Raw genomic sequence first — 24,628 nt, forward strand, 5'->3', positions numbered from 1 at the left:
ATTTGTAGTAATTTTGTAATATGAAGAACCTTATCCTTCAAGTAATCGATTTCTTCTACCGGCCCTTCGCCAGGCTAATGCCCCTGCAGACATTCCGCTACCTGGCCTGCGGCGGTGGTAACACCTTGCTGGATATTATTCTTTATTACATCATGTACAATTTTGTACTGCACCAACAGGATGTACATCTCCCTTCTCTGACCATCACTTCGCCTATTGCAGCGCTGTTCATGGCCATGTCTATCACGTTTCCCACCGGTTTCCTGCTCAGTAAGTACATCGTATTTTCTGAATCGAACCTGCGTGGCCGCATTCAGCTGTTCCGCTACTTTATGCAGGTGGCCGCCTGCCTGCTGCTGAACTACCTGTTCATGAAACTCTTTGTTGAGTATCTCCACATCTATCCCACCATTTCGAAGATCATCACCACATTCTTTGTAGTTTGCTTCAGCTACCTGACGCAGAAGAAATTCACATTTAAGGTGAAATCTGAAAAGTTAAAAGTTTTCTAAAATTTCACTCCACTTCATAGTAACAATACCTGCAGCGGGGCTCATATTTATCCTGCTCGCCCAATAGCACGGTTTCCTTGCTGGCTGCCTTACGGTAAGAGAAGCTGGCAATATTACCGCACTTCACACAGATAGCGTGCAGTTTGGTAATGTAATCTGCTTTGGCCAGCAGATCAGGCATCACGCCGAAAGGGCGTCCCTTAAAATCCATATCCAAACCGGCCACAATCACGCGTATACCGCGCAGCGCCAGCTGGTCGCAAACATAAGGCAGCTCCGCATCAAAGAACTGCGCTTCATCTATTCCTACCACATCCACTTCCTGCGCCAGCAGCAATATTTGCTGGGAATTATCGATCGGAGTAGACACTACTTTATTTTCATCGTGCGATACAATGTTCTGCTCATCATAACGCACATCTATACCCGGTTTAAATATCTCAATCCTCAGGTTTGCTATCCTGGCTCTTTTCAATCGCCTTATAAGCTCTTCCGTTTTTCCGGAAAACATGGAACCGCAAATCACTTCAATCCACCCTCTTCGTTCTCCGGCCAGGGAAGGTTCAATAAACATATCATCAGTTTTTATTAGTAAATGCGCTAAAAACGCTAACTTTATGCAAATAAAATAAATTCTGCTACACAGCGTTAACCAATTACAGATTGGTTGTAATTACCTTCAATAAGTTGTGATTTACTATCAATAATTAAAGCATGATTTGTGCACTACCTGACACTATGGAAAAGATCAATGCATTAATTGACAGATTACAGGAATTGAAGAATTCCAACGCAGACCTGCAAACTATCTCCTACTATGCGCAACTTTTGCAGGTAGAGGTATTGCATGCCCGTACCCTACAGAAAGCAGAGGAGCAAACACAAAGACCGTCCCAGCGCACAATAGCGGTGATCATGCCGGCCCAACCGGCCCAGGCCATTGCCGCAGCAGCTACCACAAATGGCGCTCATCACCATAACGGACATACGAATACAAATCACCTTCATACTGCTACTGTCGCACCGGAAAAACGCAGCATACCTGCACCTGAACGCATACAGCCAGAGCCGGTACAGGCCGCGCCGCCACCGCCTCCTCCACCACCGCCTCCGCCGCCATCTGCACCGGAGCGCAAACCAGTGGCCGCCACTTTGTTTGATGTAGAGAAACCTGCGGCAGCGCCTAAGGCAAAAGAAACCAATGCCCTGCGCAGGGAGATCAATGAACTGGTATCACAGAACAGCACCTCCCTGAACGACAGGCTCAAACAAAGTAAAACTGAAGTAGCTGACAGGCTGGGCGATATGCCGGTGAAAGACCTTAAACAGGCCATCGGCATTAACGACAAATTCCAGTTTATCCAGGAACTGTTCCGCGGTGATGTAGACATGTACGAGCGTTCCATCAAAACGATCAACGAATGTCACACCCTGCAGGAAGCAGAATACTGGATAGAAAGGGAATTAAAGATCCGGCAGGGATGGCTGGATGATACCCGGCCGGTACAACATTTCTATTCTTTGGTTAAAAAGCGCTTTTCCTGAATATAAGCCAGGATCCTGGCTGTAGCTCCCTTGTTGTCTGCAACATACCTGCTGGCCACATTCCCTGTTTGCGTGCACAAATCGTCATTCAGCAGTAACTGCTCCATCTGCTGCGCCAAAGCAGGATCATTAGGTACGGTAAATGCCCCGCCCGATGCCAGCAGTTCTACCGCCTCAGCATATTTATCATATACAGGCCCAAACACCACCGGCTTGCCGTAAGTGGCAGGTTCCAGTACATTATGGATGCCACCGGGGTCAAAGCCTCCCCCTATGAACGTTACACAGGCATAGCGGTACAGGGAGGAAAGCATGCCTACATTATCAATGATGAGCACCATACCCGGATGTTCTCCCTCATAACCGTTGTGCTCCACCCTGGCGCCGGCCAGCTCTGAATAACGCACCGCGCCCGGGAACAACTCCAGCAACTTTTTAATATGCTGCTCGTTCACTTCATGCGGTGCAATGATCAGGCGCCTGTCGGGCTCATAATGGCCTGCCCACCAGGCAGCAAGGGCACTTTCATCGCTTTCCCAGGTGCTGCCGGCCACAATGGTCCGCTTGTTGCCGATGAACTGCTTTACCAGTGGCAATTCTACCGCCTCCTGTGCCAGGGCCCACACCCTGTCAAACCGGGTATCCCCGTTCACAGTAACATGCTCAACCCCAATCTCTTGCAATAGTTGCCGGGAGTCCTGGTTCTGTACAAAAATATGGGAGAGCCGGCGCAGCAGCTGCCTGAACAGGCCTCCGTACCATTTAAAAAAGGCCTGCTCCCTACGGAAGATCCCCGAGATCAGGATAGATGGTATCTGCCGCTGATGCAACGTGGTCATAAAATGATACCAAAACTCATATTTGATGAAGATAGCGAGGCTGGGCCGGGCAATCTCCAGGAAACGCCTGGCATTGGCGCGCGTATCCAGGGGAAGATAATAAACGTGGTCAGCGCCTTTATAATCCTTTTTCACCTCATAACCCGAAGGCGAGAAAAAGGTAAGCAGCAGACGGCAATCCGGGTACTGCGCGCGCAGCCCTTCCATTACCGGTCTTCCCTGCTCGAATTCTCCCAGGGAAGCGGCATGTATCCAAATCAGGGGCCCGGTTTCGCCTTCCAGGTCCTTTTTCATCCTGGCCGCCCAGCCTTTACGGCCCTCCAGCCAGAGACGTGCTTTTCGGTTGCCGGTTGCCGCGGCGATATTTACGCCGGCCTGGTATAGCCGGATGCCCAAGTTATATATGAAGGTTTCCACCATGCTGATCTTCAGTTTTATCTATATTTTATTGTTCAACAAAGATAATCGCCTTCCAACGCCAATTTTTGTAAATTTGCACACTTTAAAACAATTTAAAATACCTATTCCGCATGGTTCCTATTCAAATGGTGGACTTGAAACGTCAGTACGCTAAGATCAAACCGCAGGTTGACGTTGCTATCCGTGAGGTGTTAGAGAATGCAGCTTTTATCAATGGCGCCCCTGTTCAGCAGTTTGCCCAGGAGCTGCAGCAATACCTGGATATAAAACACGTAATACCCTGCGCAAACGGTACAGACGCGCTGCAAATAGCCATGATGGCATTAGGTTTACAACCCGGTGATGAAGTGATCACCCCTTCCTTTACCTTTATCGCCACCGCAGAAGTGATTGCGCTGCTGCAACTGAAACCGGTGTTTGTGGATATAGATCCCGTAACGTACTGCCTGGATCCTGTTGCGGTTGAAAAAGCTATCACTCCTAAAACCAAAGCCATTGTACCGGTACACCTGTATGGACAGAGCGCTGACATGGAGCCGCTGATGGCCATCTCTGAAAAATATAACATCCCCGTCATAGAAGATAATGCCCAGGCAATTGGCGGTACCTATACCTTTAAGAACGGAACCGTTAAGAAAACCGGTACCATCGGCCATATCGGCTGTACCTCCTTCTTCCCTTCCAAAAACCTGGGATGTTACGGAGATGGCGGCGCTATCTTCACCAATGATGATGCACTGGCCGCACAAATGAGAATGGTGGCCAACCATGGTCAGTCTGCCCGCTACTACCACGATGTAGTAGGCCTGAACTCCCGCCTGGACACCCTGCAGGCAGCCGTACTGCGTATAAAGCTGCCCCTGCTGGATGAGTATATCAATGCCCGCCGCGCCGTAGCAGACGCCTACGATGCAGCCTTTGCAAATGTGCCGCAGATCACCACGCCGGGCCGTGTTCCTTACAGCTATCACGTTTATCACCAATACACTTTACAATTGAACGGCGCCAGCAGAGACGAGCTTCAAAAGTACCTGCAGGACCGCAATGTCCCCTCTATGATCTATTACCCGGTGCCCGCTCACCGGCAAAAAATGTTTGCAGACTTTGGGGGAGCTGCATTTAATTTGCCTGTCACAGATGCATTGACCACCAAGGTCATTTCCTTACCGATACACACTGAAATGGATCAGGATCAGCTTGAGTACATCATTAATTCAGTTAAATCATTCTTAAACTAAACTTCCCCAATGAGAATCACCGTAGTAGGAACCGGTTATGTAGGCTTAGTTACCGGCACCTGTTTTGCAGAAACAGGGAACAATGTAACGTGTGTAGATATTGACGAGAACAAGGTTAAAAAATTATCCTCCGGACAAATCACTATCTATGAACCCGGGCTGGAGAAATTATTTGAGCGTAACCTCAAAGAAGAGCGTTTACAATTCACCACTAAGCTGGAAGAGGGAATCCGCGATGCGCAGGTGGTCTTCCTGGCCCTGCCCACTCCTCCCGGGGCAGACGGTTCTGCAGACCTCTCATTTGTACTGAAAGTAGCAGAGCAGCTGGGCAAAATGTTGACAGACTACAAGGTAATTGTAGACAAAAGCACCGTACCGGTAGGCACTGCTGAAAAGGTACATGCCGCTATCGCTAAAAACTGCAAAGTTGAATTTGACGTGGTATCTAACCCCGAGTTCCTGCGCGAAGGCGTGGCCGTAGAAGACTTTATGAAGCCTGACCGTGTGGTGATCGGCACCACTTCTGAAAGGGCCCGTAAGGTAATGGGCGATCTGTATGCTCCCTTTGTACGGCAGGGCAATCCCATATTATATATGGACGAAAGATCCGCCGAGCTGACCAAATATGCCGCTAACTCATTCCTTGCCACCAAGATCTCTTTCATGAACGAAGTGGCCATCCTCTGCGAAAAACTAGGCGCTGATGTGGATATGGTACGCAGGGGCATCGGCAGCGATGACCGTATCGGAAAACGCTTCCTCTTCCCCGGAATCGGGTATGGCGGCAGCTGCTTCCCGAAAGATGTACAGGCGCTGGTAAAATCCTCCCAGGAAGTGAGCTACGATTTCAAGATCCTGAATGCGGTGATGGACGTAAATGAAAAGCAGAAGGTATTCCTGATGCCCAAAATAAAAGCTTACTATAATGGCAGTCTTCAGGGTAAGCGCTTTGCGCTGTGGGGACTGGCATTTAAACCCAATACAGACGATATCAGGGAAGCTCCGGCCTTGTATATCATTAACGCACTGCTGGCCGAAGGCGCCGAAGTATGCGTATTCGATCCTGAGGCTATGCCCAACGTACAACAGGTGGTAGGCAACAAGATCCGGTATGCAGATCACCAGTATGACTGCCTGGAAAATGCAGATGCATTGATCATTGCCACAGAATGGAGCGTGTTCAGAACTCCTGATTTTGATAAGATCAGAGAGATCCTGAAACATAAAGTCATCTTCGACGGTAGAAACCTGTTTGACGTACAGCGTATGCAGGAGCTGGGATTTCATTACGAAAGCGTAGGCCGCGCAGTAGCAAAACCCTAAATCTTAAACTGTTATGAGTAAAAAGCGCGTATTAATAACCGGCGCTGCCGGATTCCTGGGATCACATCTTTGTGACAGGTTCATCAAGGAAGGATTTCATGTAATAGGCATGGATAACCTGCTGACCGGCAATATCAGGAATATTGAGCATCTGTTCCCCCTGCCTGAGTTTGAATATTACCATCACGATGTCACCAAATTCGTGCATGTTCCGGGAAATCTCGATTATATCCTGCATTTTGCATCGCCGGCCAGCCCGATAGATTATCTGAAAAAACCGATCCAGACCCTGAAAGTGGGTTCTCTCGGTACACATAACCTGCTGGGCCTCGCCAAAGAAAAAAAGGCACGCATCTTGGTTGCATCTACCTCCGAAGTATATGGCGATCCTACGGTACACCCGCAAACGGAAGAATACTGGGGCAATGTAAACCCCGTAGGTCCACGCGGTGTTTACGATGAAGCCAAAAGGTTCATGGAGTCCATCACAATGGCCTACCATAACTTTCACGGAGTAGAAACCAGGATCGTAAGGATCTTCAATACCTACGGTCCCCGTATGCGGCTCGATGATGGTCGTGCACTGCCTGCCTTTATGAGCCAGGCGCTGACCGGCCAGGATCTTACCCTGTTCGGCGACGGTATGCAAACCCGCTCTTTCTGTTATGTGGATGACCTGGTAGACGGCATTTACCGCCTTCTGCTCAGCGATTACCACCTGCCGGTGAATATCGGTAACCCGGAAGAGATCACGCTGAAGCAGTTTGCAGAAGAGATTATCGAACTGACCGGCACCAAACAACAGATCGTATATATGCCGCTTCCCAAGGATGATCCTAAACAACGCAAGCCCGATATTACCAAGGCTAAACAGCTGCTGGGCTGGGAGCCTAAAGTAAGCCGGAAAGAAGGGTTAAAGATCACCTTCGAATATTTTAAGGAGGCGTTAAATAAATAATTAAATGCTATGGAACGTACTTTATTGATTACCGGAGGTGCAGGTTTTATCGGATCGCATGTAGTGCGGTTATTTGTTACCAAATATCCTGAATACAGGATCGTTAACCTGGACGCACTTACCTATGCCGGCAACCTGGAAAACCTGGTGGACATAAAGGACAAGCCGAACTATATTTTCGAGAAAGGTGATATAACAGACGAAGCCTTTGTTGACCAGCTCTTTGCCACCTACCAGTTTGACGGGGTGGTACACCTGGCAGCCGAAAGCCATGTAGACCGTTCCATCATGGATCCGCTGGCCTTCATCAAGACCAACGTACTGGGCACCGCCATCCTGCTGAATGCCAGCCGCAAATACTGGCAGGAAAATATGGAAGGCAAGCTGTTCTACCATGTGTCTACAGATGAAGTATACGGCACCCTGGGCGCTGAAGGCCTCTTCACAGAAGAAACGGCTTATGATCCGCGCTCTCCGTACTCCGCTTCCAAAGCCAGTTCTGATCACTTTGTGATGGCGTATCATCATACCTACCACATGCCCGTGGTCATCAGCAACTGTTCCAATAATTATGGTTCCCACCATTTCCCGGAAAAGCTGATACCGCTGGCTATCAGCAACATCAAGCAGAGCAAGCCCGTACCGGTGTACGGTAAAGGAGAGAATGTGCGCGACTGGCTGTGGGTGGAAGACCACGCAAGGGCCATAGACACGATCTTCCACAAAGGCCGCATTGGCGAAACCTATAACATAGGCGGCTTCAATGAGTGGAAGAACATAGACCTGATCAACCTGCTGTGCATGATCATGGATAAGAAACTGGGCCGCGCACCCGGCACTTCCGCCCAGCTGATCACCTTCGTGAAAGACAGGGCCGGCCATGATCTGCGCTACGCTATTGACGCCACAAAGCTTAGTAAAGAACTGGGCTGGCAACCATCCCTCCAGTTTGAAGAAGGACTGGAAAAAACAGTGGACTGGTACCTGGCCAACGAAGCCTGGCTGAATCATGTAACCAGCGGGGCCTATCAACAGTATTACGAAGATCAATATCAAAAAAGATAAAGCAACCATGCCTTTTACGGAAACAGGAATACCGGATCTGCTGATATACGAGCCCAGAGTTTTTGCCGATAGCAGGGGATATTTCTTCGAAAGTTACAATGCAAACACTTTTGAACAGGAAGGTCTGCGCCTTCCTTTCGTGCAGGATAACCAGGCCCGCTCTACCTACGGCGTATTGCGCGGGCTGCATTTCCAATTGGAGCCTTATGCCCAGACAAAACTGATAAGGGCCCTGGAAGGCCGCATACTCGACGTGGTGGTTGACATCCGGAAAGGATCGCCCACTTACGGAAAGGTTTTCTCCATAGAGCTGAGCGCAGAGAACAAACTGCAACTGCTGGTGCCTAAAGGCTTTGCCCACGGCTATTCCGTATTGAGCGAAACCGCAGAGGTAATGTATAAGTGCGACAACTTTTATCACAAGGCAAGCGAAGGCGGTATCATTTATAATGACCCTGCGCTGAACATAGACTGGGGTATTGATCTGAAAGACGCCGTGGTGTCTGATAAAGACCTGGTATTGCCAACATTGGCGGAAAGTCAACATAATTTCGTCTATAATTCTTAATGCACATGCAAAATATTCTGGTAACAGGCGCTAACGGTCAGCTCGGACAGGCTATTAAGTTAATAGCAGGTAATTACCCTGCCTTTAACTTTATCTATACCGACTACCAGGAACTGGATATCACCAATGCCTCCGCTATAGCCGATTTTTTCTCTCAGCAGACGATCCATGCCTGCATTAATTGCGCTGCCTATACAGCAGTAGACAAGGCAGAAGCAGAAGAAGAAAAAGCCTTTCAACTCAACTTTGAAGCTGCGCTGAACCTGGCCGAAGCATGCCTGCAGCATAGCGCCCAGCTTGTGCATATCTCTACGGATTATGTATTTGACGGTCGTTACTACCGCCCTTACACCGAAAGTGACGAGGCAAGCCCCCAAAGCATTTATGGCGCCTCCAAGCTACGCGGAGAAGCGGCTGCCCTCGGCGCCAACCCTGATACAGTGGTGATACGTACTTCCTGGTTATATTCCCAGTTTGGCGTAAACTTCGTAAAGCGCATGAAGGAGCTGATGCAGGAACGCCCGTCCCTGAACGTAGTATTTGACCAGGTAGGCTCTCCCACCTATGCAGTAGACCTGGCCCAGGTGATCCTGCAAGTGCTTACCCAGCGCCAGGAAAACCCCGAAGCAGCGATAGGCGGCGTTTATCATTACAGCAATGAAGGGGTTATCAGCTGGTATGATTTCGCCGTGGCGATAAAAGAGTTGACCGGATCGGCCTGCGAGATCTCGCCTATCACCTCCGACCAATACCCTACCCCGGCCCAACGCCCGGCATATAGTGTATTGAACAAACAAAAGATCAGGGAAACATTCGGTATCAAAATACCTTATTGGAGAGATAGCCTGCAGCAGTGCCTGAAACAGCTGTAAGCAATCCATATCATTACAATAGAACAGCCGCTCCGTCAATACAGAGCGGCCGTTTCTTTTTTGGGGCTAGACTATCTATGTGAAAACTAAACAGCTTAACTGCTATTAAAACGTACAAATCACTGAAAAGTACTACTCTGATCTTCTTCTACTTCCGCATTTCCCCAGCCGCCGTAAAAAATATCCAGTATATCTGCAGAGCGTACGTAGAAAGACCCATTGCTGAAAACAATGTTCACGGCCGGTGCGGGGCGCTTGAACGCCGGTTTTGAAGCGGGCCGGTAGCTGGTGGTAGCGACATTTGAAGACCTGTTTACCGGAAAAATATGTCCTGCACAAAGTTTACCTATCATCACTTAAGGGGTTGTTATTATTAAATAATCTGGTAACGGGTGCAAAGATGCACCTGTAATGGGGCCTAGGATACAGTAGTAAAGCTGAATTTCGTAAAATACGTAGTTGTACGGAGCGCGCCGCCTACTTTTTCCCGGTCATGGCGGCTTTCAGGGCTTTATCCATCAGTCTTTCCGCAAAGGGGCGGCTGATGTCGTTCAGATGGGCGATCTTTTCCTGGATAGCGTCCCTGTCACCGGTACCGATGATATCCTGCAGCGCATTCATAGCTTCCCGGGTGCACTGCTGTTCCTCTTCCGTGATCATTTCACTGTTCTTTTCCAGGAAGGTGGCCGTGACATCCAGCAATTGCTGGGCTTCTGTCTGGGCTTCTACCAGGGCGCGGGTCTGTATATCCTCCTGTGCATAGGTAATAGAGGCCAGCAGCATCTTTTCTACTTCTTCGTCGTTAAGGCCGTATTGCGGTTTCACTTCAATGCTTTGTTCCACCCCACTGCGCAGCTCTTTGGCTTTTACCACCAGGATGCCATCCGCATTAAGCAGGAAAGAGATCTGCACTTTAGGCAAGCCAGCGGCCATGGCAGGTATGCCGGTAAGATTGAACTCCGCCAGCTTGCGGTTATCTTTTACCAGGTCGCGTTCTCCCTGGTATACGGCTATTTTCATGCCCTGCTGCCCGTCTTTCTGGGTGGTATAGCTGCGGCCTATGCTGCAGGGGATCTTGGAGTTGCGGGGTATCAATACGTCCATCAGGCCGCCCATGGTTTCAATGCCTAAGGAGAGCGGCGTTACATCCAGCAGCAGGAAATCCTTGTTATTACCGGCCAGTATATCGGCTTGTATGGCCGCGCCCAGGGCCACCACTTCATCAGGGTTCAGGCTGTCATTTACCGGTTTTCCAAAGAAGGCGGCCACGGTTTCTTTTACCAGTGGCACACGGGTAGAGCCTCCCACCATGATCACGGTATCAATGTCCTTTACGCTGAGGTTTGCGTCTGTTACGGCCTTGCGGCAGCTCTCGATGGTCTTCTCTACCAGGGGCCTGATCAGCTCTTCAAACTGTTCCCTGGTGAGCTGCAGCTCGTAATTGTGCAAGCGGGCGTCGTAATACTCTGTTACGGATAACTGTTTTTTAGCCTCTTCCGCTTTCAGGCGAAGGGCCTGCGCCAGTCCCTTGTTACTGCCCAGGGCTTCCGGGGATATTTCGTGCAGCCAGGCCCAGTGCTCCACAATGGCCCGGTCCAGGTCATCCCCGCCCAGGTAGGTGTCACCATTGGTGGCCAGCACCTCAAAAATACCCTTCGATATCTTCAGGATGGAAATATCGAAAGTACCGCCGCCCAGGTCGTATACGGCAATGGTTTTGTCCTCATCCGGCCCTAATCCCAGCCCGTAGGCCAGGCTGGCGGCAGTAGGCTCGTTTATGATCCGCAGCACATCCAGCCCCGCCAGCTTGCCGGCATCGCGCGTGGCCTGCCGCTGGGCATCGTTAAAATAAGCTGGTACCGTAATAACTGCCTTGGTGACAGGCATTTTCAATATATGCTCGGCCCGGGCCTTCAGCTCTTTCAGTATATAGCCGGATAGCTCAATAGGCGAATAGAAGCGCTGGCCTACCTGTACCTTCACCAGGCTTTCCGTATCATCATCATGGATGCGGTAAGAAAAATATTCGGCCTTTTCCCGGATGTCGTTGTAAGATTTTCCCATCAGGCGTTTGGCGCTGTAGATGGTTTGGCGTGGATGGGTGATTAGCAGCTCCCGGGCATTATCCCCCACTATAATGGCGCTTTCTTCCGTAAAATGCACCACAGAAGGCATCAGTGCGCTGCTGTTATATTCCCGGAGGGTAACAGGCTGCCTGAGCGCAGGATGTATAATAGCAACCAGGCTGTTCGTAGTGCCGAGATCAATACCGACGATCATTTCTTGTTGTGAACCTTGGTTTGCCATACTCAAAAGTAACTATTAGCTGTGGATCAATCATCAAAGAGCGGGCCAAGCGCTAATGGCCAATAGCCAACAGCTAATAGCTAATTATTTATTAGGTTTGCACAAATTTTAATATCAACAGCACTAATGAACCTGATAGAAGAATTGCGCTGGCGTGGCATGTTACAGGATATTATGCCCGGTACGGAAGAGCAGCTGCAAAAAGAAATGACCACCGCTTACGTGGGTTTTGACCCCACTGCAGATTCCCTGCACATCGGCAGCCTGGTACCTATCCTGCTGCTGGTGCACCTGCAGAAAGCCGGTCATAAACCCCTGGCGCTGGTAGGCGGGGCCACCGGCATGGTGGGCGACCCTTCCTTTAAAGCGGAAGAACGTAAAATGCTGGACCTGGACACCCTGCAGCATAACCAGCGCGGTATTAAAGCCCAGCTGGAAAAATTCCTGGATTTCGACGCCGCAAAACCCAATGCCGCCGAAATGGTGAATAACTACGACTGGTTCAAGGATATCTCCTTTCTGCACTTTATCCGGGATGTGGGCAAGCACATCACCGTTAACTATATGATGGCCAAGGATTCTGTAAAGAAAAGACTGGAAGGCGACAGCGGCATGTCTTTCACAGAATTCAGCTACCAGCTCATACAAGGGTATGATTTCTACCATCTGTACAAAGCAAAGAACTGTAAACTGCAGATGGGCGGATCCGACCAATGGGGCAATATCGTAACCGGCACCGAGCTGGTCCGCCGTATGGCCGGCGGTGAGGCATTCGCTTTTACCTGCCCACTGGTAAAAAAGGCCGACGGCACCAAGTTCGGTAAGACCGAATCAGGCAATGTTTGGCTGGACCCGGCGCGCACCTCTCCATACCTCTTCTACCAGTTCTGGATCAAGACCACAGACGAAGATGCAGAGAGCTATATCCGCACTTTCACGTTCCTGGACCAGCCGACCATAGATGCGTTGATCGCTGAGCACCGGCAGAACCCCGGCCTGCGCCAGTTGCAGAAAAGACTGGCAAAGGAAGTGACCATCTTTGTTCACGGTGAAAAAGAATATGAATTTGCCGTGCAGGCTTCCGAAATGCTGTTCCGTAACGATACGGCAGCTATACTTCAATCGCTCACCGAAGAACAGCTGCTGGAAGTGATGAGCGGCGTGCCCCAGGTAGATGTGGCCCGCATAGAACTTGAAACCGGCAAGGACATTGTCAGCTTCCTGGCAGATACTAAAATACTGCCCAGCAAGGGGGAAGCCCGCAAGATGTTGCAGAATGGCGGCATCAGCATCAATAAGAACAAAGTAGAGACCCAGGAGCTGGTGGTAAATGCTACTTTACTGCTGCGCGATCAGTATCTCTTGGTGCAGAAGGGAAGGAACAATTACTTCCTCGTAAAAGCAATATAAGATCAGGAAATTTCAAAATACAAATCCCAAACTCAGACTTACCGAACGTGATTTATACACCTGGCAAGATTTGGAATTTGGGATTTGTGTTTTGGAATTTATTTCCTGTTACTTCAACCCATATTTATACTTATATCTCTCGTACAACTGTTTCTGCTTATTATCCAGGTTTACTTCACGGCCCTGTATAAATGCATGCGTCACCTTGTTCGATTTCATATCCAGTATATCACCTGCGCTTACCGCAATATTGGCGTCCTTGCCAACCTCAAGTGAACCAGTGACTTTATCAATACCCAGTATCTTAGCGGTGTTCAATGTAATAGCGCTCAACGCTTCTTCTTTGGTCAGGCCATAGGCGCTGGCCGTACCGGCTTCAAACATCAGGTTGCGCTGCTGCCAGAAGCCTTCGTTGCTGATGCAAAAGAGCACACCGGCTTTCTGCAGCTGTGCGGCTGTTTTATAGGGCTGGTCTACATCATCATCCTGCGTGACAGGCAGGCTGTGAGGCTGTGCCAGTATCACCGGTATATTTTGCTGTTTCAGGATATCCGCTACCAGCCAGGAATCTGCCCCGCCTACGATCACGGCGTCCAAACCGAATTCCTTTGCTATATCGATCCCTAACAGGATCTCCTTTACCAGGTTGCAGTGTATGTACAGCTTCTGTTCTTTGGTAAAAAGCTTTCGCAGGGATTCAAACTTCAGGTTGGTCTCCGCATGCTTGCTTTCCTGCGCATATGCCTGCGCCTCACGTAAAAAGGCGCGCAGCTGCTCTATCTTTTCCAGCGCATCTTTTACCCTGTCCCTGGCAGGCGTTTGCTGGGCAGCCTGGAAAGGATTGGAAGAAGGCAGTAACTGCGGCATGTACAGATGCTGGCCGTCGTCTGCTTTATAGGCAGCATCTTCCCAGTTCCAGGCATCCAGCTGTACTACAGAAGAGGTGCCTGACAGCATTCCGCCTTCCGGAACAGTTTGTGCCAGCAGTATACCGTTGGCGCGTAGGGTGTTGATCACTTTTGAATCGGTATTGTAGGCTACCAGGGCACGTACGGAAGGATTGATCTCCCCTACTTCACTGTAGTCATTAGTAGAGCGTACGGCTTCCACCTCGGTCAGGCCCAGGTCGCTGGCGGGTGCAATAATGCCGGGATAGATATGCTGGCCCTGTAGGTCTATTACCTGTGCGCCTGCAGCGCCCTGCGCATTGGCCCCTACCGCCGTGATCTTTCCATTGGCAAAAGCAATGCTGCCATGTTCTATTACCTGCCCGTTGCCCACGTGTATAGTGGCATTGGTCAGCACCACAGCCTTCTGCTGTGCCGCGGCCGGGTAAATGGTTTCCTGCGCAAAGGCGTTGGTACCGCTCAATGCAGCCAGGCATGCTATATATATGAAGTTCTTCTTTACCATAGTTGTTGTTTTATTGTTCATCATCGCCAATGATTATACCGTGCTGGTGCCCGCTTTCCATATCTTCACAGTTCCAGAGATCGTCTTTGGTGGGCGTGGCCTTCTGTAGCGGCGCGCCTTTCTTTTTCTCTCCGAGCATTTTCTGGATCAGGCGGTTGCGTTCTTCGGCAATACGTTTGCGCAGCTCCAGGTCACGGTCGCGGTCAAAATAAACGATACCGTCTACGATGGTCTTGTCTGCTTTCGCATAGATGCTGAGGGGATGATCAGACCACAGTACTACGTCGGCATCTTTACCGGGCTTGATGCTGCCTACCCTGTCTGCCACATGCAGCAGCTTGGCCGGGTTCAGGGTCACCATCTTCAGCGCGTCTTCTTCTGCCATACCGCCGTAAGTAATGCTCTTGGCGGCTTCCTGGTTAAGACGGCGGGCCATTTCAGCATCGTCTGAGTTAATGGCTACGGTAAGGCCTACTCCGCTCATGATATTGGCATTATAGGCGATGGCATCCTGTACTTCCATTTTATAGGCCCACCAGTCGGCAAAGGTAGAGGCGCCTGCACCATGCTTTTTCATCTTGTCAGCTACTTTGTACCCTTCCAGTATATGCGTGAACGTATTTACAGTAAAACCAAAGGTATCTGCCACATGGATCAGCATGTTGATCTCACTCTGCACATAGGAGTGGCAGGTAATGAAACGTTTTTTGTTCAGGATCTCCACCAGGGCGTCCAGCTCCAGGTCGCGGCGTTTACCGGCGGCCTGGTGCTCATAGTCACGTGCACGGGTAAACGCATTGGTGAGTACCTGCTCAACACCCATACGTGTTTGCGGAAAACGGGAGCGCTGGCTTTCACCCCAGTTAGATTGCTTTACGTTCTCGCCCAGGGCGAATTTGATGAAAGGATCCCATCCTGTAAACTTCAGCGCTTCGGCATCTGCACCCCAGCGCAGCTTGATCAGCTGTGTTTGTCCGCCGATGGTATTGGCAGAACCATGCAGCAGATGGCTGGAAGTCACGCCGCCGCTCAGCTGACGGTAGATATTGATATCATCAGGATTCAGCACATCGCCGATACGCACCTCTGAGGTAACAGACTGTGTGCCTTCATTCACACCCCTGGTGATAGCGATATGAGAGTGCTCGTCTATCACACCGGGCGTGAGGTGCTTACCGGTACCATCTATTACCAAAGCATTGCCGGCGGCGAGGTTCTTACCGATCTGGGCGATCTTCCCGGCTTTGATCAGTACATCGGTATTCTCCAGTTTGCCCTGCTGTTCATTGGTCCATACCGTTGCATTTTTGATCAGGATATCTTTTTGCTGCGGTAGTGTTTCCCAGCCATAGCCGTTGAAGGGATAATATATTTTACCGATGTCCGGGCCAGTCTTTTTCTTTGTAGTATCAGCCGGGGGCACAAAGGCTTTTGCAAAAACAGCGGACCATTTAACTGCATTGCCGCTGGTGTCCTGCCCGTTGCCGCTCCAGTTGTGATCTGCCAGTACACCACTGAGGCGCAGCGTGCGGCTGCTGCGTTTAGCCAGCGGGAATGCCAGTCTTACCAGTTTGCCGTCCAGCGCAATAGTGCCCGCCAGGGTATCCTGCTGCTGCAGCACAGACAGCGCCGGCGATGCAGGCGTGCCTTTTACCAATATAGTATAGGTAGCGCCCGGGCTAAGGTTCAGGGTGTAAGTGCCCCGTATATCCGTCCAGCCGTCTTCGTTTATTACATAACGTTCGCCCTGCACCCAGTTCTGGAACAACACGGTATTTTCTTTGAACAGGGGGCCTGAAGTGATCAGGAAATTGGCCAGCTTGCCGGCTTCCAGCGTGCCCACTTTATCATCCGCCTTAATAAGCGCAGCGGGAACTTTGGTCAGCGCATCCAACGCTTTCTGTTCAGTCAGTCCGTACTCAATGGCCTTGCGTACATTGGCAAGGAACTGCTTCATATCTTTTATCCCTGCAGCCGTGAGACAGAAGGGGATGCCTGCCTTTTCAAAAGCAGCGGGTTCTGTAGGGGACAGTTCCCAGTCTTTCAGATCGCTGAGCGCCACAAAGCGCGCATCGTTAGGATCTTCTACATCCATGGCGCGGGGGAAGTTCAGCGGTAATATAAATGAGGCCTTTGTAGCAACCATTTCGGGTACACGCTGGTACTCATTACCATTAGCTTTGATGATATACTGCACGCCAAATTCATCGCCTATTTTATCAGCACGCAATACATCCCATTTATCGCCGGCCTCAAAGATCTGCGGCAGGCTTTGTACATCGTTCCAGGCCTGCAGGCTCAGGTTGACGCCTTCTTTTGCAGGTCGGGTCTTATACCATTGCGCATCCAGGTAAGTTTGCCGCAGCAGGGCAATAGATCCCATCAGAGAGCCGGGATAGTTCTGGGTAGAACTGCCTTTGTCAAAAGAATACTGCGCAGAAGCCTTTTCACGGATCACTACCTTGTTCTCCCTTTCATCGGCCAGCGTTACCAGTACGCCGGTGCCACGGGCAATACCATCCTGCTGATGGCTCAGCACAGTACCGAAGCCAGCCTCGCGTAATGTTTTGGCTTTGGTCCCATCTGTCTTGAAGATGTCTGCCGCCTGCACCTCGCTTTTAATCGCCTCATTCCAGCCAAAGGCGCCTTTGGTGTTAGACAGGAACTGCGGTGGCGCCCTGAAGCCTGCAGCGCTTTTCTTAGCAGGCTGAATGCCGTAATCACTGTAGATATCCACGAAAGAGGGATAAATGTATTTGCCCTTGCAGTCTATCACTACTGCATCTTTAGGAATGGCTGCGCCAGGGCCTGCACTAACAATGCGGCCATCGCGTATTACCAGGGTGGCATCCTGCAGCGTGGTAGCGGCATCTTTTACAATAGTGGCATGCGTAAGCGCAAAACAGCCTTCGCGCGGATCATTTACGCCGTTCACAGGAAAAGTTTCCTGGGCTTTTGCATAGGCGCCGGCCAGCAGCCAGGCAAATAGGAGGTAAAAGATTTTGATACGTCTACTACGTAGAACGGTGGGTATTGGTACCGAGGGTTGCTCCATACGTCGTGTTTTAATGTGGCTTTTAATTGGTTAGCGGTTTAGATTCGGATCTTGGCAAAAGCTTAAATTTAATATAGCTATAAATATTTCATTATATTTTTTATGAACGGTTACTTTCAGTACCTTAGTTGCAGGCCAATTTTAAATTCCAGGACACAATATCCTTACTATATGAAAAAAATGATGACGGTTACCGGGGCTTTACTGCTTTGCCTGATGCTTGTGTTTCAGGGGAATAGCTATGCGCAGGCGAAAGACAGCAGCAGTACACATAAAAAAAGCCGTTGGAGCGCAGAGAAAAAGGCCGATAAGATGAGCGACAAATTATACCGTGAACTGAACCTTACACATACACAGGACGAACAGATCTATGCCATCAATGAAGATATTATACGTCGCAGAGACGCTATCAAAGCAGATAAGGGCCTGCCTGCAAAAGATCGTATGCAGCAACTGAAAGCATTGAACGAAGAGCGCTGTCAGCGATTCAAAACAGTATTGTCACCTGCACAATATAAAAAGTGGAACGACTGGGAGATGAAGAAGAGAGAGCAGCTGGAGGCCAAAATGGATAAGAGACAGGAACGAAAAATGGCGAAGCAGGATCGATGAATACTGTCTCCATAGCTACTGCTGTTTTCCGGCAGGCCGTGGCAGCCGTGCAACCGCAACAATTAATTCCCCAACACATACAGATAGAACCGGAAGGTTTACGTATAGCCGGTAAATTATTTCATCTACAGAAAGATAGCCGCATTTTCGTGGCAGGAGCAGGCAAGGCATCAGCCGCCATGGCCCTTGCCCTGGAAAACTGCGGGCTTCCTTATCCGCTGGAAGGCCTGGTGATCACCAAATACGGGCACTCCTTACCCTTACAGCATGTACAGGTGATGGAGGCCGGTCACCCGGTGCCAGACAATAATGGCGTGCATGCCACCCATCAGATGATGGAGCTGCTGTCTGGCGTTAAGACCCGCGACCTGGTACTCTTCCTGCTTTCTGGCGGCGCCTCTGCCCTGCTGGCAGATTATCCTCCCGGCTCCAGCCTTGCAGATATGCAGGCACTATTTGACCTGCTGCTGAAAAGCGGAGCCTCCATCCATGAAATGAACACGGTTCGCAAGCACATCTCTGCTATCAAAGGCGGCCAGCTGGCGCTGCAGATCTATCCCGCCACCCTTTGCACGCTCATCCTGAGCGATGTGGTAGGCGACGACCTGGACGTCATCGGCTCCGGCCCTACCGTACCAGACCGCAGCACTTTTGCAGATACACACGCCATCCTGGAAAAATATAAGCTCTCCCGCCTGATCCCGCTGGCCATTCAAAAATACCTGCGCCAGGGACTGATCGGACAAATTGCAGATACGCCCAAACCAGGTCATCCCGGCTTTAACAACACCTATAATTACCTGATCGGCAGCAATGCCATCGCCCTGGAAGCAGCCGCCCGCTACGCAGAAGAACAGGGCCTTCATACCACACTGCTAAGCAGCAGCGTAAGCGGCAACGCCCACACGCTGGCACAGGCACTGACGCAACAGGCCATCCGGTGGACAGGCCCGCGCCCTGCCTGCCTCCTCATGGGCGGCGAAAGCACCGTGGTAGTAAGCGGCAATGGCCTCGGCGGACGTAACCAGCAGTTTGCCTTGTCTGCCGGTATCACCCTCCAATCGCATCCTCATATCACCATTCTCAGTGCAGGTACAGACGGTACAGATGGGCCTACAGATGCTGCAGGCGCCGTGGTAAACGCCTCCATTATGCAGCAGGCAGCGGCAATGAACCTTGATCCCTTCAAATACCTGGAGAATAACGATGCCTATCACTTCTTTGAGCAAACCGGCGGCCTGATTAAAACAGGGCCTACACAAACCAATGTGATGGACATCATGCTCGCAATTATTGAATAAATATTGAATAAAGTAAAAATTTGCATATCTCCTGAGACATTCTATTTTTGGGGTTTGTACTAAAACATTTTTAATTCTTTTAAACCTATAGATATGCCGAGAATGGAACAGACATGGCGATGGTTTGGCCCCAAGGACCCTGTAAGCCTGCAGGACATCAAACAGGCCGGGGCAACCGGCATCGTAACGGCGTTGCATCATATCCCGAACGGGGCAGTATGGACAAAGGAAGAAATACTTGAACGCAAAGCCCTGATAGAAGCAGCCGGGCTTAGCTGGTCTGTAGTGGAAAGCGTACCGGTGCATGAGGACATCAAAACACAAAGCGGGCGTTTCAAGGAATATATACGCAACTACCAGCAAAGCCTTCGCAACCTGGCGGCAGCAGGTATCTATACCGTTACCTATAACTTTATGCCGGTGTTGGACTGGACCCGCACGGACCTGGCCTACACCGTAGAAGATGGCTCCAAAGCCCTCCGTTTTGAAAAGGCGGCCTTCATCGCTTTTGATCTCTTTATACTCCAAAGGCCCGGCGCTGAGAATGATTATGATGAAATGGATATCTCCCGTGCCAAAGAGCGTTTTGACAGCATGACTGATGCAGAGAAACAAACCCTCCAGCGCAACATCATCGCCGGCCTGCCCGGATCAGAAGAAAGCTTCACCATCCAGCAGTTCCAGGAAGCCCTGGATAAATATAAAGGCATCGACGCCACCCAGCTGAAGCTGCACCTCTTCTATTTCCTGCAGCAGATCGCCCCGGTGGCAGAAGAAGTAGGTGTTAAGCTGGCCATCCATCCTGATGATCCTCCCTTCCCGATACTGGGGCTGCCACGCGTAGTAAGCACCGAACAGGATGCCCGCGAACTGCTGGCTGCAGCCCCCTACGCTTCCAACGGCCTGTGTTTCTGTACCGGCTCTTACGGCGTGCGCGCCGATAACGATCTGCCGGGAATGGTAGAACGCCTGGGAGAGCATATTCATTTCATTCACCTGCGCAGCACCCAGCGTGATAGCCTGGGTAATTTCCATGAAGCCAATCACCTGGAAGGCGATGTAGATATGTATGCCGTTATAAAGAACATACTATCGGTAATGAACAAACGCAATATATCGATCCCTATGCGCCCCGACCACGGGCACCAGATGCTGGACGATCTTCACAAAAAGACCAATCCCGGTTACAGCGCCATTGGCCGCCTCCGCGGCCTTGCAGAGCTGCGCGGCCTTGAGCTGGGTATTGCAAGATCAACGGGGAATAAATGACTGAATGGTTATAAAGTCAGCAGCAGAATATTTGCCTGATGCTTTCAACCCCTGGAGGGTTTAAAACCTTCCAGGGGTTTAGAGCTCCTACAATCCCAACCCTCCATCTACCGTTAATACCTGCCCTGTAATAAAAGTATTGCTGATCAGCTGTGCGATGGCCTGCGCGATATCTTCCGGCTTACCTACCCGTCCTGCGGGCGCTGCCTGCGCATACTGGCTGAATGTTTCCCGGCGGGCCTCCTCAGGCAAGAAATTCCACCATGGCGTATCTATCACACCCGGAGAAACCGCATTGATACGAAGCGGTTTTAATTCTTTGGCCAGCACAGGCACCATCAGTTCCAGCGCTCCGTTAATGGCGCCCAGTCCGGATACTCCCGGCGCTTTGGCCCGCGCGCTGACTGCTGTAATAAAAGTAACACTTCCATTGGCGGCCAAATAAGGTAAGGCTGCCTGCAGGGCCTGCAGCTGGGGAAAGAATTTCTCTTCAAACCCGGCCTTTAACTGTGCCAGATCCAGATCTCTGAACAAGCCACCGCCTTTGGCGCCGCTCAGCGCCAGCACCAGGTGATCAATTGACCCGGCAGCAGCCATGCATGCTTTCAGCGCCGGTGCATCTGCAGCATCTGCCAGCTGTCCTTTTACAGTAGCCGGCAATGTGGCCAGCGCCTGTTCCATCTTCTCCCGGTTACGGCCTGTTATGACCACTTCCGCTCCGTTGTTGGCCAGGAGCGCCGCTGTGGCCAGGCCTATGCCCGAAGTGCCTCCTGCGATTACTACTTTCATCTTTGACATCTTTTGAGTGATTTATGATGACTCAAAAGTAGATGGCCCTGAACGCTGGCTTTTCCCGGTTCTTGCGAACCGTTTTGCATTTCTTGCTATTTTGGCTGTATGCCGATGCAGATAGTGCGGTAATGTTGAGAGTAAGGTTGATTGAAATCTATTTCGGAGAAGTATTCGAAACCGGGTGTTCCCTGTATCATTTCATAACCGCTGTCGGGCAACCAGCGTTGCTTTACATACAGTGCATAATCCATTGTTACATCAAAACCACCCATTACCGGTATCCGGGCAATGGTAGTCCCTCCTAAGGAATAAGACTCCCTGCCGCTGAAAGCTTGCTGAATACGGATACCTGCGAGGTAACGGCATTTGTTCCAGGCGGTAGTATGCGGTGTGTCCAGGAAAACGCCGTAATATTCCGGGTGTGGGCCCAGCAGTTCCCTGGCTGCTGCCCATTGATGCAGTTTCCTGAATAAGGGAATGATATCTGCTTCTTCTGAAAGGTGGGTGATCTCGCAGGCAATATTCACCCGCTCCATACGGGTAATGCTAACCGGGTACTGCTGCACATCCGGCGTAATGGCATCCGTTCTTTCCCGGATAGCCTGTAAGGCTTGCTCACGGTATTGCTCAGCGCTTAGCTGATACCTGGCTTTGAATGCCCGGGAAAATACAGGCTGCGAGCTGAAACCGCAGTCCATTGCAATCGCATAAACGGATTTCTCCGGATAAAACAGCAACTCTTTGGTAGCCTTCTCCAGGCGCAGACGTAACAGGTATTGTTTAGGCGCCTCGCCTACCTGTTGCTTAAAAAGCCGGTGAAAATGGTAAGGTGAATAATGCGCCTCCCTGGCCAGTACTTCCAGTGACAGCTCACGGTCAAAGTGTTGTTGAATATAATATAGTATATTGTCGATTACTTGCATTGCCTGCAACCAAGATAATAAATATATATTTGGCCCTAAAAATAGTGCGTTATGACCAGTCCGCTGGACGACAAATTACAGGAATATATTGCACAGAGACGGAACCTGCTGATACGGGCAGTGAACCTGCTGAAAAAGGAAATGGACAACCGCCTGACAGAAAGTTTACAGCAAAAGGGATATGCCGACTTTAAAATGGGAGACATGGTACTGATCGCCAATATCGCCCCGGAAGGCATTATCAACAATGAGCTGGCTAAAAAAGCACATATCACCAAGCAGGCGATGAGCAAGGTAGTGAAGAACCTGGAAGCCTCCGGGTATATTGTTACCCGCAAACATGAGAATGACAACCGCGCTACGGTGATATTTCTCAGCGATAAGGGAAAAGAGCTGGTCATTGCCGCCACAGAAAGCGTGCTGGAAATAGAACGGTATTACGCCGGCCTGGTAGGAGAAACAGACCTGAACACAGCGAAAGACGTACTAATCAGACTAGTACATTTTGTATATCCGGGCTTATAATGCTGAATCTGGCACGTAAACTGTATGTACCTACCAGCTGTTCAAAATTTTTTCGCGTATTGACCAAGGTTTAATACTTTTATAAGAGAGCAGCCCAAAATCAGAACAAGCGGCGAACGTATGACCTCCACACGGCTTTTATATAACGACGATGAGTATATAGACGGCTTATTGGAAAGCTCCCCGGCCATTATAGATGCTATATACCGGCATTTTGCGAAGAAGATCAGCTCTTACATTCTGCAACATGGAGGGAACAGGAAAGATGCAGCACATATTTTTGAGATTGCCCTTACCGATATCTACTCTTATGCCCGCAGGCATGCCATTGAGCTGACAGCCCGCTTTGAGCCCTTCCTGATGCTTATCTGCAAAATAGCGTGGCGTAAAGAACTGCAAAGGCGCGGTATGGACCTACGGGAAGAAGCCGAAGCAGAAATCGCTGCCCTCGACAATACGCACCTCAAATACGTACAGGAGATTGTGGAGAATGGCAACAAAAAAAGATGCTGGGTACAGCTTTACTACCAGTTAACACCTACCTGCCAGAGCACCCTACAGCAAGCCCTGATCCGTCCTGTGGCCGATGGCGCAGGCACTAATCCGCAGCCTACAGCAGGCCTGCCACCTGAGCTCTCCGCCCCCTGTATGGCCACCCTCATCAAAAGCAGCCTTACCCAGCGCAGCGGCAAGGAGCTCTATCCCGGCAATATTGAACAGGCTGCCCTTTACGTGATGAACGAGCTGCCCGAATCAGAGAAACAGGCATTTGAACAGCAACTGAACGAGCAGCCTGCCCTGAGGGAAATAGTAGAGCAGGGAAGAGAGGCGATAGAATGGCTGCGCCGCACCTTAACGCCCGACAATACCAAACGGGAATTGATGCAGATACTTGCCGACATGCGCCAGCGCTGGTTTTACGGCAAAGACAGAGATACCAACCGCATGGGATGGTATGTAATGGGCATCACCGTATTTGCCATACTAATGGCCGGACTGCTGTTCATCAGCCCCTGGCGCAAAGACGTATACCGGCAGTTTGCCCCTACCGAAATGGTGCACCATCACGTTCCCAATAACGACACGTCCAGACTGTTGCACGAAGCATCGCGCAACTTTAACAGGCGTCGCTTTCCAGCTGCCATTCAGCAGCTGAACCACGTAGTGCAACTCGATCCGTCCAATACCTTTGCACGCTACTACCGTGGAGTGTCCCTGGTTGAGATCAACCAACAGGCACAGGCACGGGCAGATCTGCAGGCAGTGTATAACAGCAACGAACCTATCCGCTACGATGCGGCCTTTTACATGGCACTTAGTTTCCTGAAAGAAAGGGATAAACAGCAAGCCCTGGAGTGGCTCCTAAAAATACCGCCACAAGCGGCTGTTTATACGAAAGCTCAAAAGCTGATGGAGGAACTGAGATAGTTAGGAATTGTCCCGTCTTAATTTAATCTGCTATACTGTATAATGCTCTCTACCTCTCTTTTGATCACCTCATAGATCTGAACCTTGTCTTTCTTGATCAGCACCAGCTGTTGCAGTACCAGGAAGTAGGCTTCTGCCCCGTTTACACTGCAACCATACAGGTGTGCCTTTACAATTTCTTTTTTTACGTCGTCGACACCGATTTCATCAAGTTTCTGATAAATGGTGTACAGGTCTTTCATCCAGCTCATAT

The 24,628-nt window shown here is 50.3% G+C and carries 23 protein-coding genes; 14 read left to right on the forward strand and 9 right to left on the reverse strand.

Translation table 11 applies throughout. The features are described from left to right. Positions 1-20 precede the first annotated feature (20 nt). Positions 21-512 carry a GtrA family protein gene (locus ACR9Y8_RS12635; protein WP_481213608.1) on the forward strand — a complete coding sequence of 164 codons (492 nt, stop codon included), beginning with the start codon at positions 21-23 and terminating at the stop codon, positions 510-512. Positions 513-516: 4 nt separating this feature from the next. Here ACR9Y8_RS12635 and ACR9Y8_RS12640 read toward each other — a convergent pair whose 3' ends face one another. Continuing rightward, positions 517-1,086: a thymidine kinase gene (locus ACR9Y8_RS12640; protein ID WP_481213609.1), complete on the reverse strand. Its 570-nt coding sequence runs from the start codon at positions 1,084-1,086 to the stop codon at positions 517-519. Positions 1,087-1,250: 164 nt separating this feature from the next. On the opposite strand from ACR9Y8_RS12640, the gene ACR9Y8_RS12645 reads away from it, so the two are divergent. Beyond that, complete coding sequence (locus tag ACR9Y8_RS12645) at positions 1,251-2,057, forward strand: hypothetical protein (RefSeq protein WP_481213610.1); 807 nt, start codon at positions 1,251-1,253, stop codon at positions 2,055-2,057. On the opposite strand, the gene ACR9Y8_RS12650 is transcribed toward ACR9Y8_RS12645, so the two are convergent. After that, complete coding sequence (locus ACR9Y8_RS12650; RefSeq protein ID WP_481213611.1) at positions 2,027-3,316, reverse strand: 3-deoxy-D-manno-octulosonic acid transferase; 1,290 nt, start codon at positions 3,314-3,316, stop codon at positions 2,027-2,029. The genes ACR9Y8_RS12645 and ACR9Y8_RS12650 overlap by 31 nt on opposite strands. Positions 3,317-3,441: 125 nt before the next feature. On the opposite strand from ACR9Y8_RS12650, the gene ACR9Y8_RS12655 reads away from it, so the two are divergent. Genes ACR9Y8_RS12655 through rfbD form a run of 6 tightly spaced genes read left to right on the forward strand, consistent with a single transcriptional unit; the run spans position 3,442 to position 9,340 of the window. Further along, on the forward strand, positions 3,442-4,554 hold the full coding sequence (locus ACR9Y8_RS12655) for a DegT/DnrJ/EryC1/StrS family aminotransferase (RefSeq protein ID WP_481216225.1): 1,113 nt from the start codon (positions 3,442-3,444) through the stop codon (positions 4,552-4,554). Between the two features lie 9 nt (positions 4,555-4,563). Continuing rightward, positions 4,564-5,877 carry a UDP-glucose dehydrogenase family protein gene (locus ACR9Y8_RS12660; RefSeq protein WP_481213612.1) on the forward strand — a complete coding sequence of 438 codons (1,314 nt, stop codon included), beginning with the start codon at positions 4,564-4,566 and terminating at the stop codon, positions 5,875-5,877. A 13-nt stretch (positions 5,878-5,890) separates the two neighbouring features. Continuing rightward, positions 5,891-6,835: a UDP-glucuronic acid decarboxylase family protein gene (locus ACR9Y8_RS12665; RefSeq protein WP_481213613.1), complete on the forward strand. Its 945-nt coding sequence runs from the start codon at positions 5,891-5,893 to the stop codon at positions 6,833-6,835. A 9-nt stretch (positions 6,836-6,844) separates the two neighbouring features. After that, positions 6,845-7,900, forward strand: coding sequence for a dTDP-glucose 4,6-dehydratase (gene rfbB / locus ACR9Y8_RS12670; RefSeq protein ID WP_481213614.1), 1,056 nt, complete (start codon positions 6,845-6,847; stop codon positions 7,898-7,900). Between the two features lie 7 nt (positions 7,901-7,907). Beyond that, positions 7,908-8,468, forward strand: a complete 561-nt coding sequence (rfbC, locus tag ACR9Y8_RS12675) for a dTDP-4-dehydrorhamnose 3,5-epimerase (protein ID WP_481213615.1) — start codon at positions 7,908-7,910, stop codon at positions 8,466-8,468. A gap of 5 nt (positions 8,469-8,473) precedes the next feature. Further along, the gene (rfbD, locus tag ACR9Y8_RS12680; RefSeq protein ID WP_481213616.1) at positions 8,474-9,340 is read left to right on the forward strand and encodes a dTDP-4-dehydrorhamnose reductase; all 867 of its coding nucleotides are present in this window, start codon (positions 8,474-8,476) and stop codon (positions 9,338-9,340) included. Positions 9,341-9,459: 119 nt separating this feature from the next. Here rfbD and ACR9Y8_RS12685 read toward each other — a convergent pair whose 3' ends face one another. Both ACR9Y8_RS12685 and hscA read right to left on the reverse strand, forming a co-directional pair. Continuing rightward, positions 9,460-9,693, reverse strand: coding sequence for a hypothetical protein (locus tag ACR9Y8_RS12685; RefSeq protein ID WP_481213617.1), 234 nt, complete (start codon positions 9,691-9,693; stop codon positions 9,460-9,462). A gap of 124 nt (positions 9,694-9,817) precedes the next feature. Next, entirely contained in the window at positions 9,818-11,647 is a 1,830-nt protein-coding gene (hscA, locus tag ACR9Y8_RS12690) for a Fe-S protein assembly chaperone HscA (protein WP_481213618.1), read from the reverse strand. A gap of 126 nt (positions 11,648-11,773) precedes the next feature. Between hscA and tyrS the strand changes: the two genes are divergently transcribed. Further along, positions 11,774-13,057, forward strand: a complete 1,284-nt coding sequence (gene tyrS, locus ACR9Y8_RS12695; RefSeq protein WP_481213619.1) for a tyrosine--tRNA ligase — start codon at positions 11,774-11,776, stop codon at positions 13,055-13,057. Positions 13,058-13,165: 108 nt separating this feature from the next. On the opposite strand, the gene ACR9Y8_RS12700 is transcribed toward tyrS, so the two are convergent. Together ACR9Y8_RS12700 and ACR9Y8_RS12705 are read right to left on the reverse strand one after the other, a co-directional pair. Beyond that, a complete protein-coding gene (locus ACR9Y8_RS12700; protein WP_481213620.1) occupies positions 13,166-14,470 on the reverse strand; it encodes an amidohydrolase family protein in 1,305 nt (434 codons plus the stop codon). Between the two features lie 10 nt (positions 14,471-14,480). Further along, on the reverse strand, positions 14,481-17,525 hold the full coding sequence (locus tag ACR9Y8_RS12705; protein WP_481213621.1) for an amidohydrolase family protein: 3,045 nt from the start codon (positions 17,523-17,525) through the stop codon (positions 14,481-14,483). Positions 17,526-17,696: 171 nt separating this feature from the next. On the opposite strand from ACR9Y8_RS12705, the gene ACR9Y8_RS12710 reads away from it, so the two are divergent. The 3 genes from ACR9Y8_RS12710 to uxuA all read left to right on the forward strand — a co-directional run bounded on the left by ACR9Y8_RS12710 (position 17,697) and on the right by uxuA (position 20,707). Continuing rightward, complete coding sequence (locus ACR9Y8_RS12710) at positions 17,697-18,137, forward strand: hypothetical protein (protein ID WP_481213622.1); 441 nt, start codon at positions 17,697-17,699, stop codon at positions 18,135-18,137. Further along, entirely contained in the window at positions 18,134-19,438 is a 1,305-nt protein-coding gene (locus ACR9Y8_RS12715; RefSeq protein WP_481213623.1) for a glycerate kinase type-2 family protein, read from the forward strand. The genes ACR9Y8_RS12710 and ACR9Y8_RS12715 overlap by 4 nt, the downstream gene beginning before the upstream one ends. 93 nt (positions 19,439-19,531) lie before the next feature. Then, positions 19,532-20,707, forward strand: a complete 1,176-nt coding sequence (uxuA, locus tag ACR9Y8_RS12720) for a mannonate dehydratase (protein ID WP_481213624.1) — start codon at positions 19,532-19,534, stop codon at positions 20,705-20,707. 87 nt (positions 20,708-20,794) lie between these two features. On the opposite strand, the gene ACR9Y8_RS12725 is transcribed toward uxuA, so the two are convergent. Continuing rightward, a complete protein-coding gene (locus ACR9Y8_RS12725; protein ID WP_481213625.1) occupies positions 20,795-21,505 on the reverse strand; it encodes an SDR family oxidoreductase in 711 nt (236 codons plus the stop codon). Positions 21,506-21,591: 86 nt separating this feature from the next. Then, positions 21,592-22,422 (reverse strand): AraC family transcriptional regulator, encoded by an 831-nt coding sequence (locus ACR9Y8_RS12730; protein ID WP_481213626.1) that lies wholly within the window; start codon positions 22,420-22,422, stop codon positions 21,592-21,594. A gap of 51 nt (positions 22,423-22,473) precedes the next feature. On the opposite strand from ACR9Y8_RS12730, the gene ACR9Y8_RS12735 reads away from it, so the two are divergent. Both ACR9Y8_RS12735 and ACR9Y8_RS12740 read left to right on the forward strand, forming a co-directional pair. Next, positions 22,474-22,947 carry a MarR family winged helix-turn-helix transcriptional regulator gene (locus ACR9Y8_RS12735; protein ID WP_481213627.1) on the forward strand — a complete coding sequence of 158 codons (474 nt, stop codon included), beginning with the start codon at positions 22,474-22,476 and terminating at the stop codon, positions 22,945-22,947. Positions 22,948-23,067: 120 nt separating this feature from the next. After that, the gene (locus ACR9Y8_RS12740) at positions 23,068-24,375 is read left to right on the forward strand and encodes a hypothetical protein (protein WP_481213628.1); all 1,308 of its coding nucleotides are present in this window, start codon (positions 23,068-23,070) and stop codon (positions 24,373-24,375) included. 17 nt (positions 24,376-24,392) lie between these two features. Here the strand turns inward: ACR9Y8_RS12740 and ACR9Y8_RS12745 are convergent, their stop codons facing one another. Next, positions 24,393-24,626 carry a hypothetical protein gene (locus tag ACR9Y8_RS12745; RefSeq protein WP_029465766.1) on the reverse strand — a complete coding sequence of 78 codons (234 nt, stop codon included), beginning with the start codon at positions 24,624-24,626 and terminating at the stop codon, positions 24,393-24,395. Positions 24,627-24,628: the final 2 nt, after the last annotated feature.

The organism is Chitinophaga sp. SVR4-12A (genome assembly GCF_056754765.1).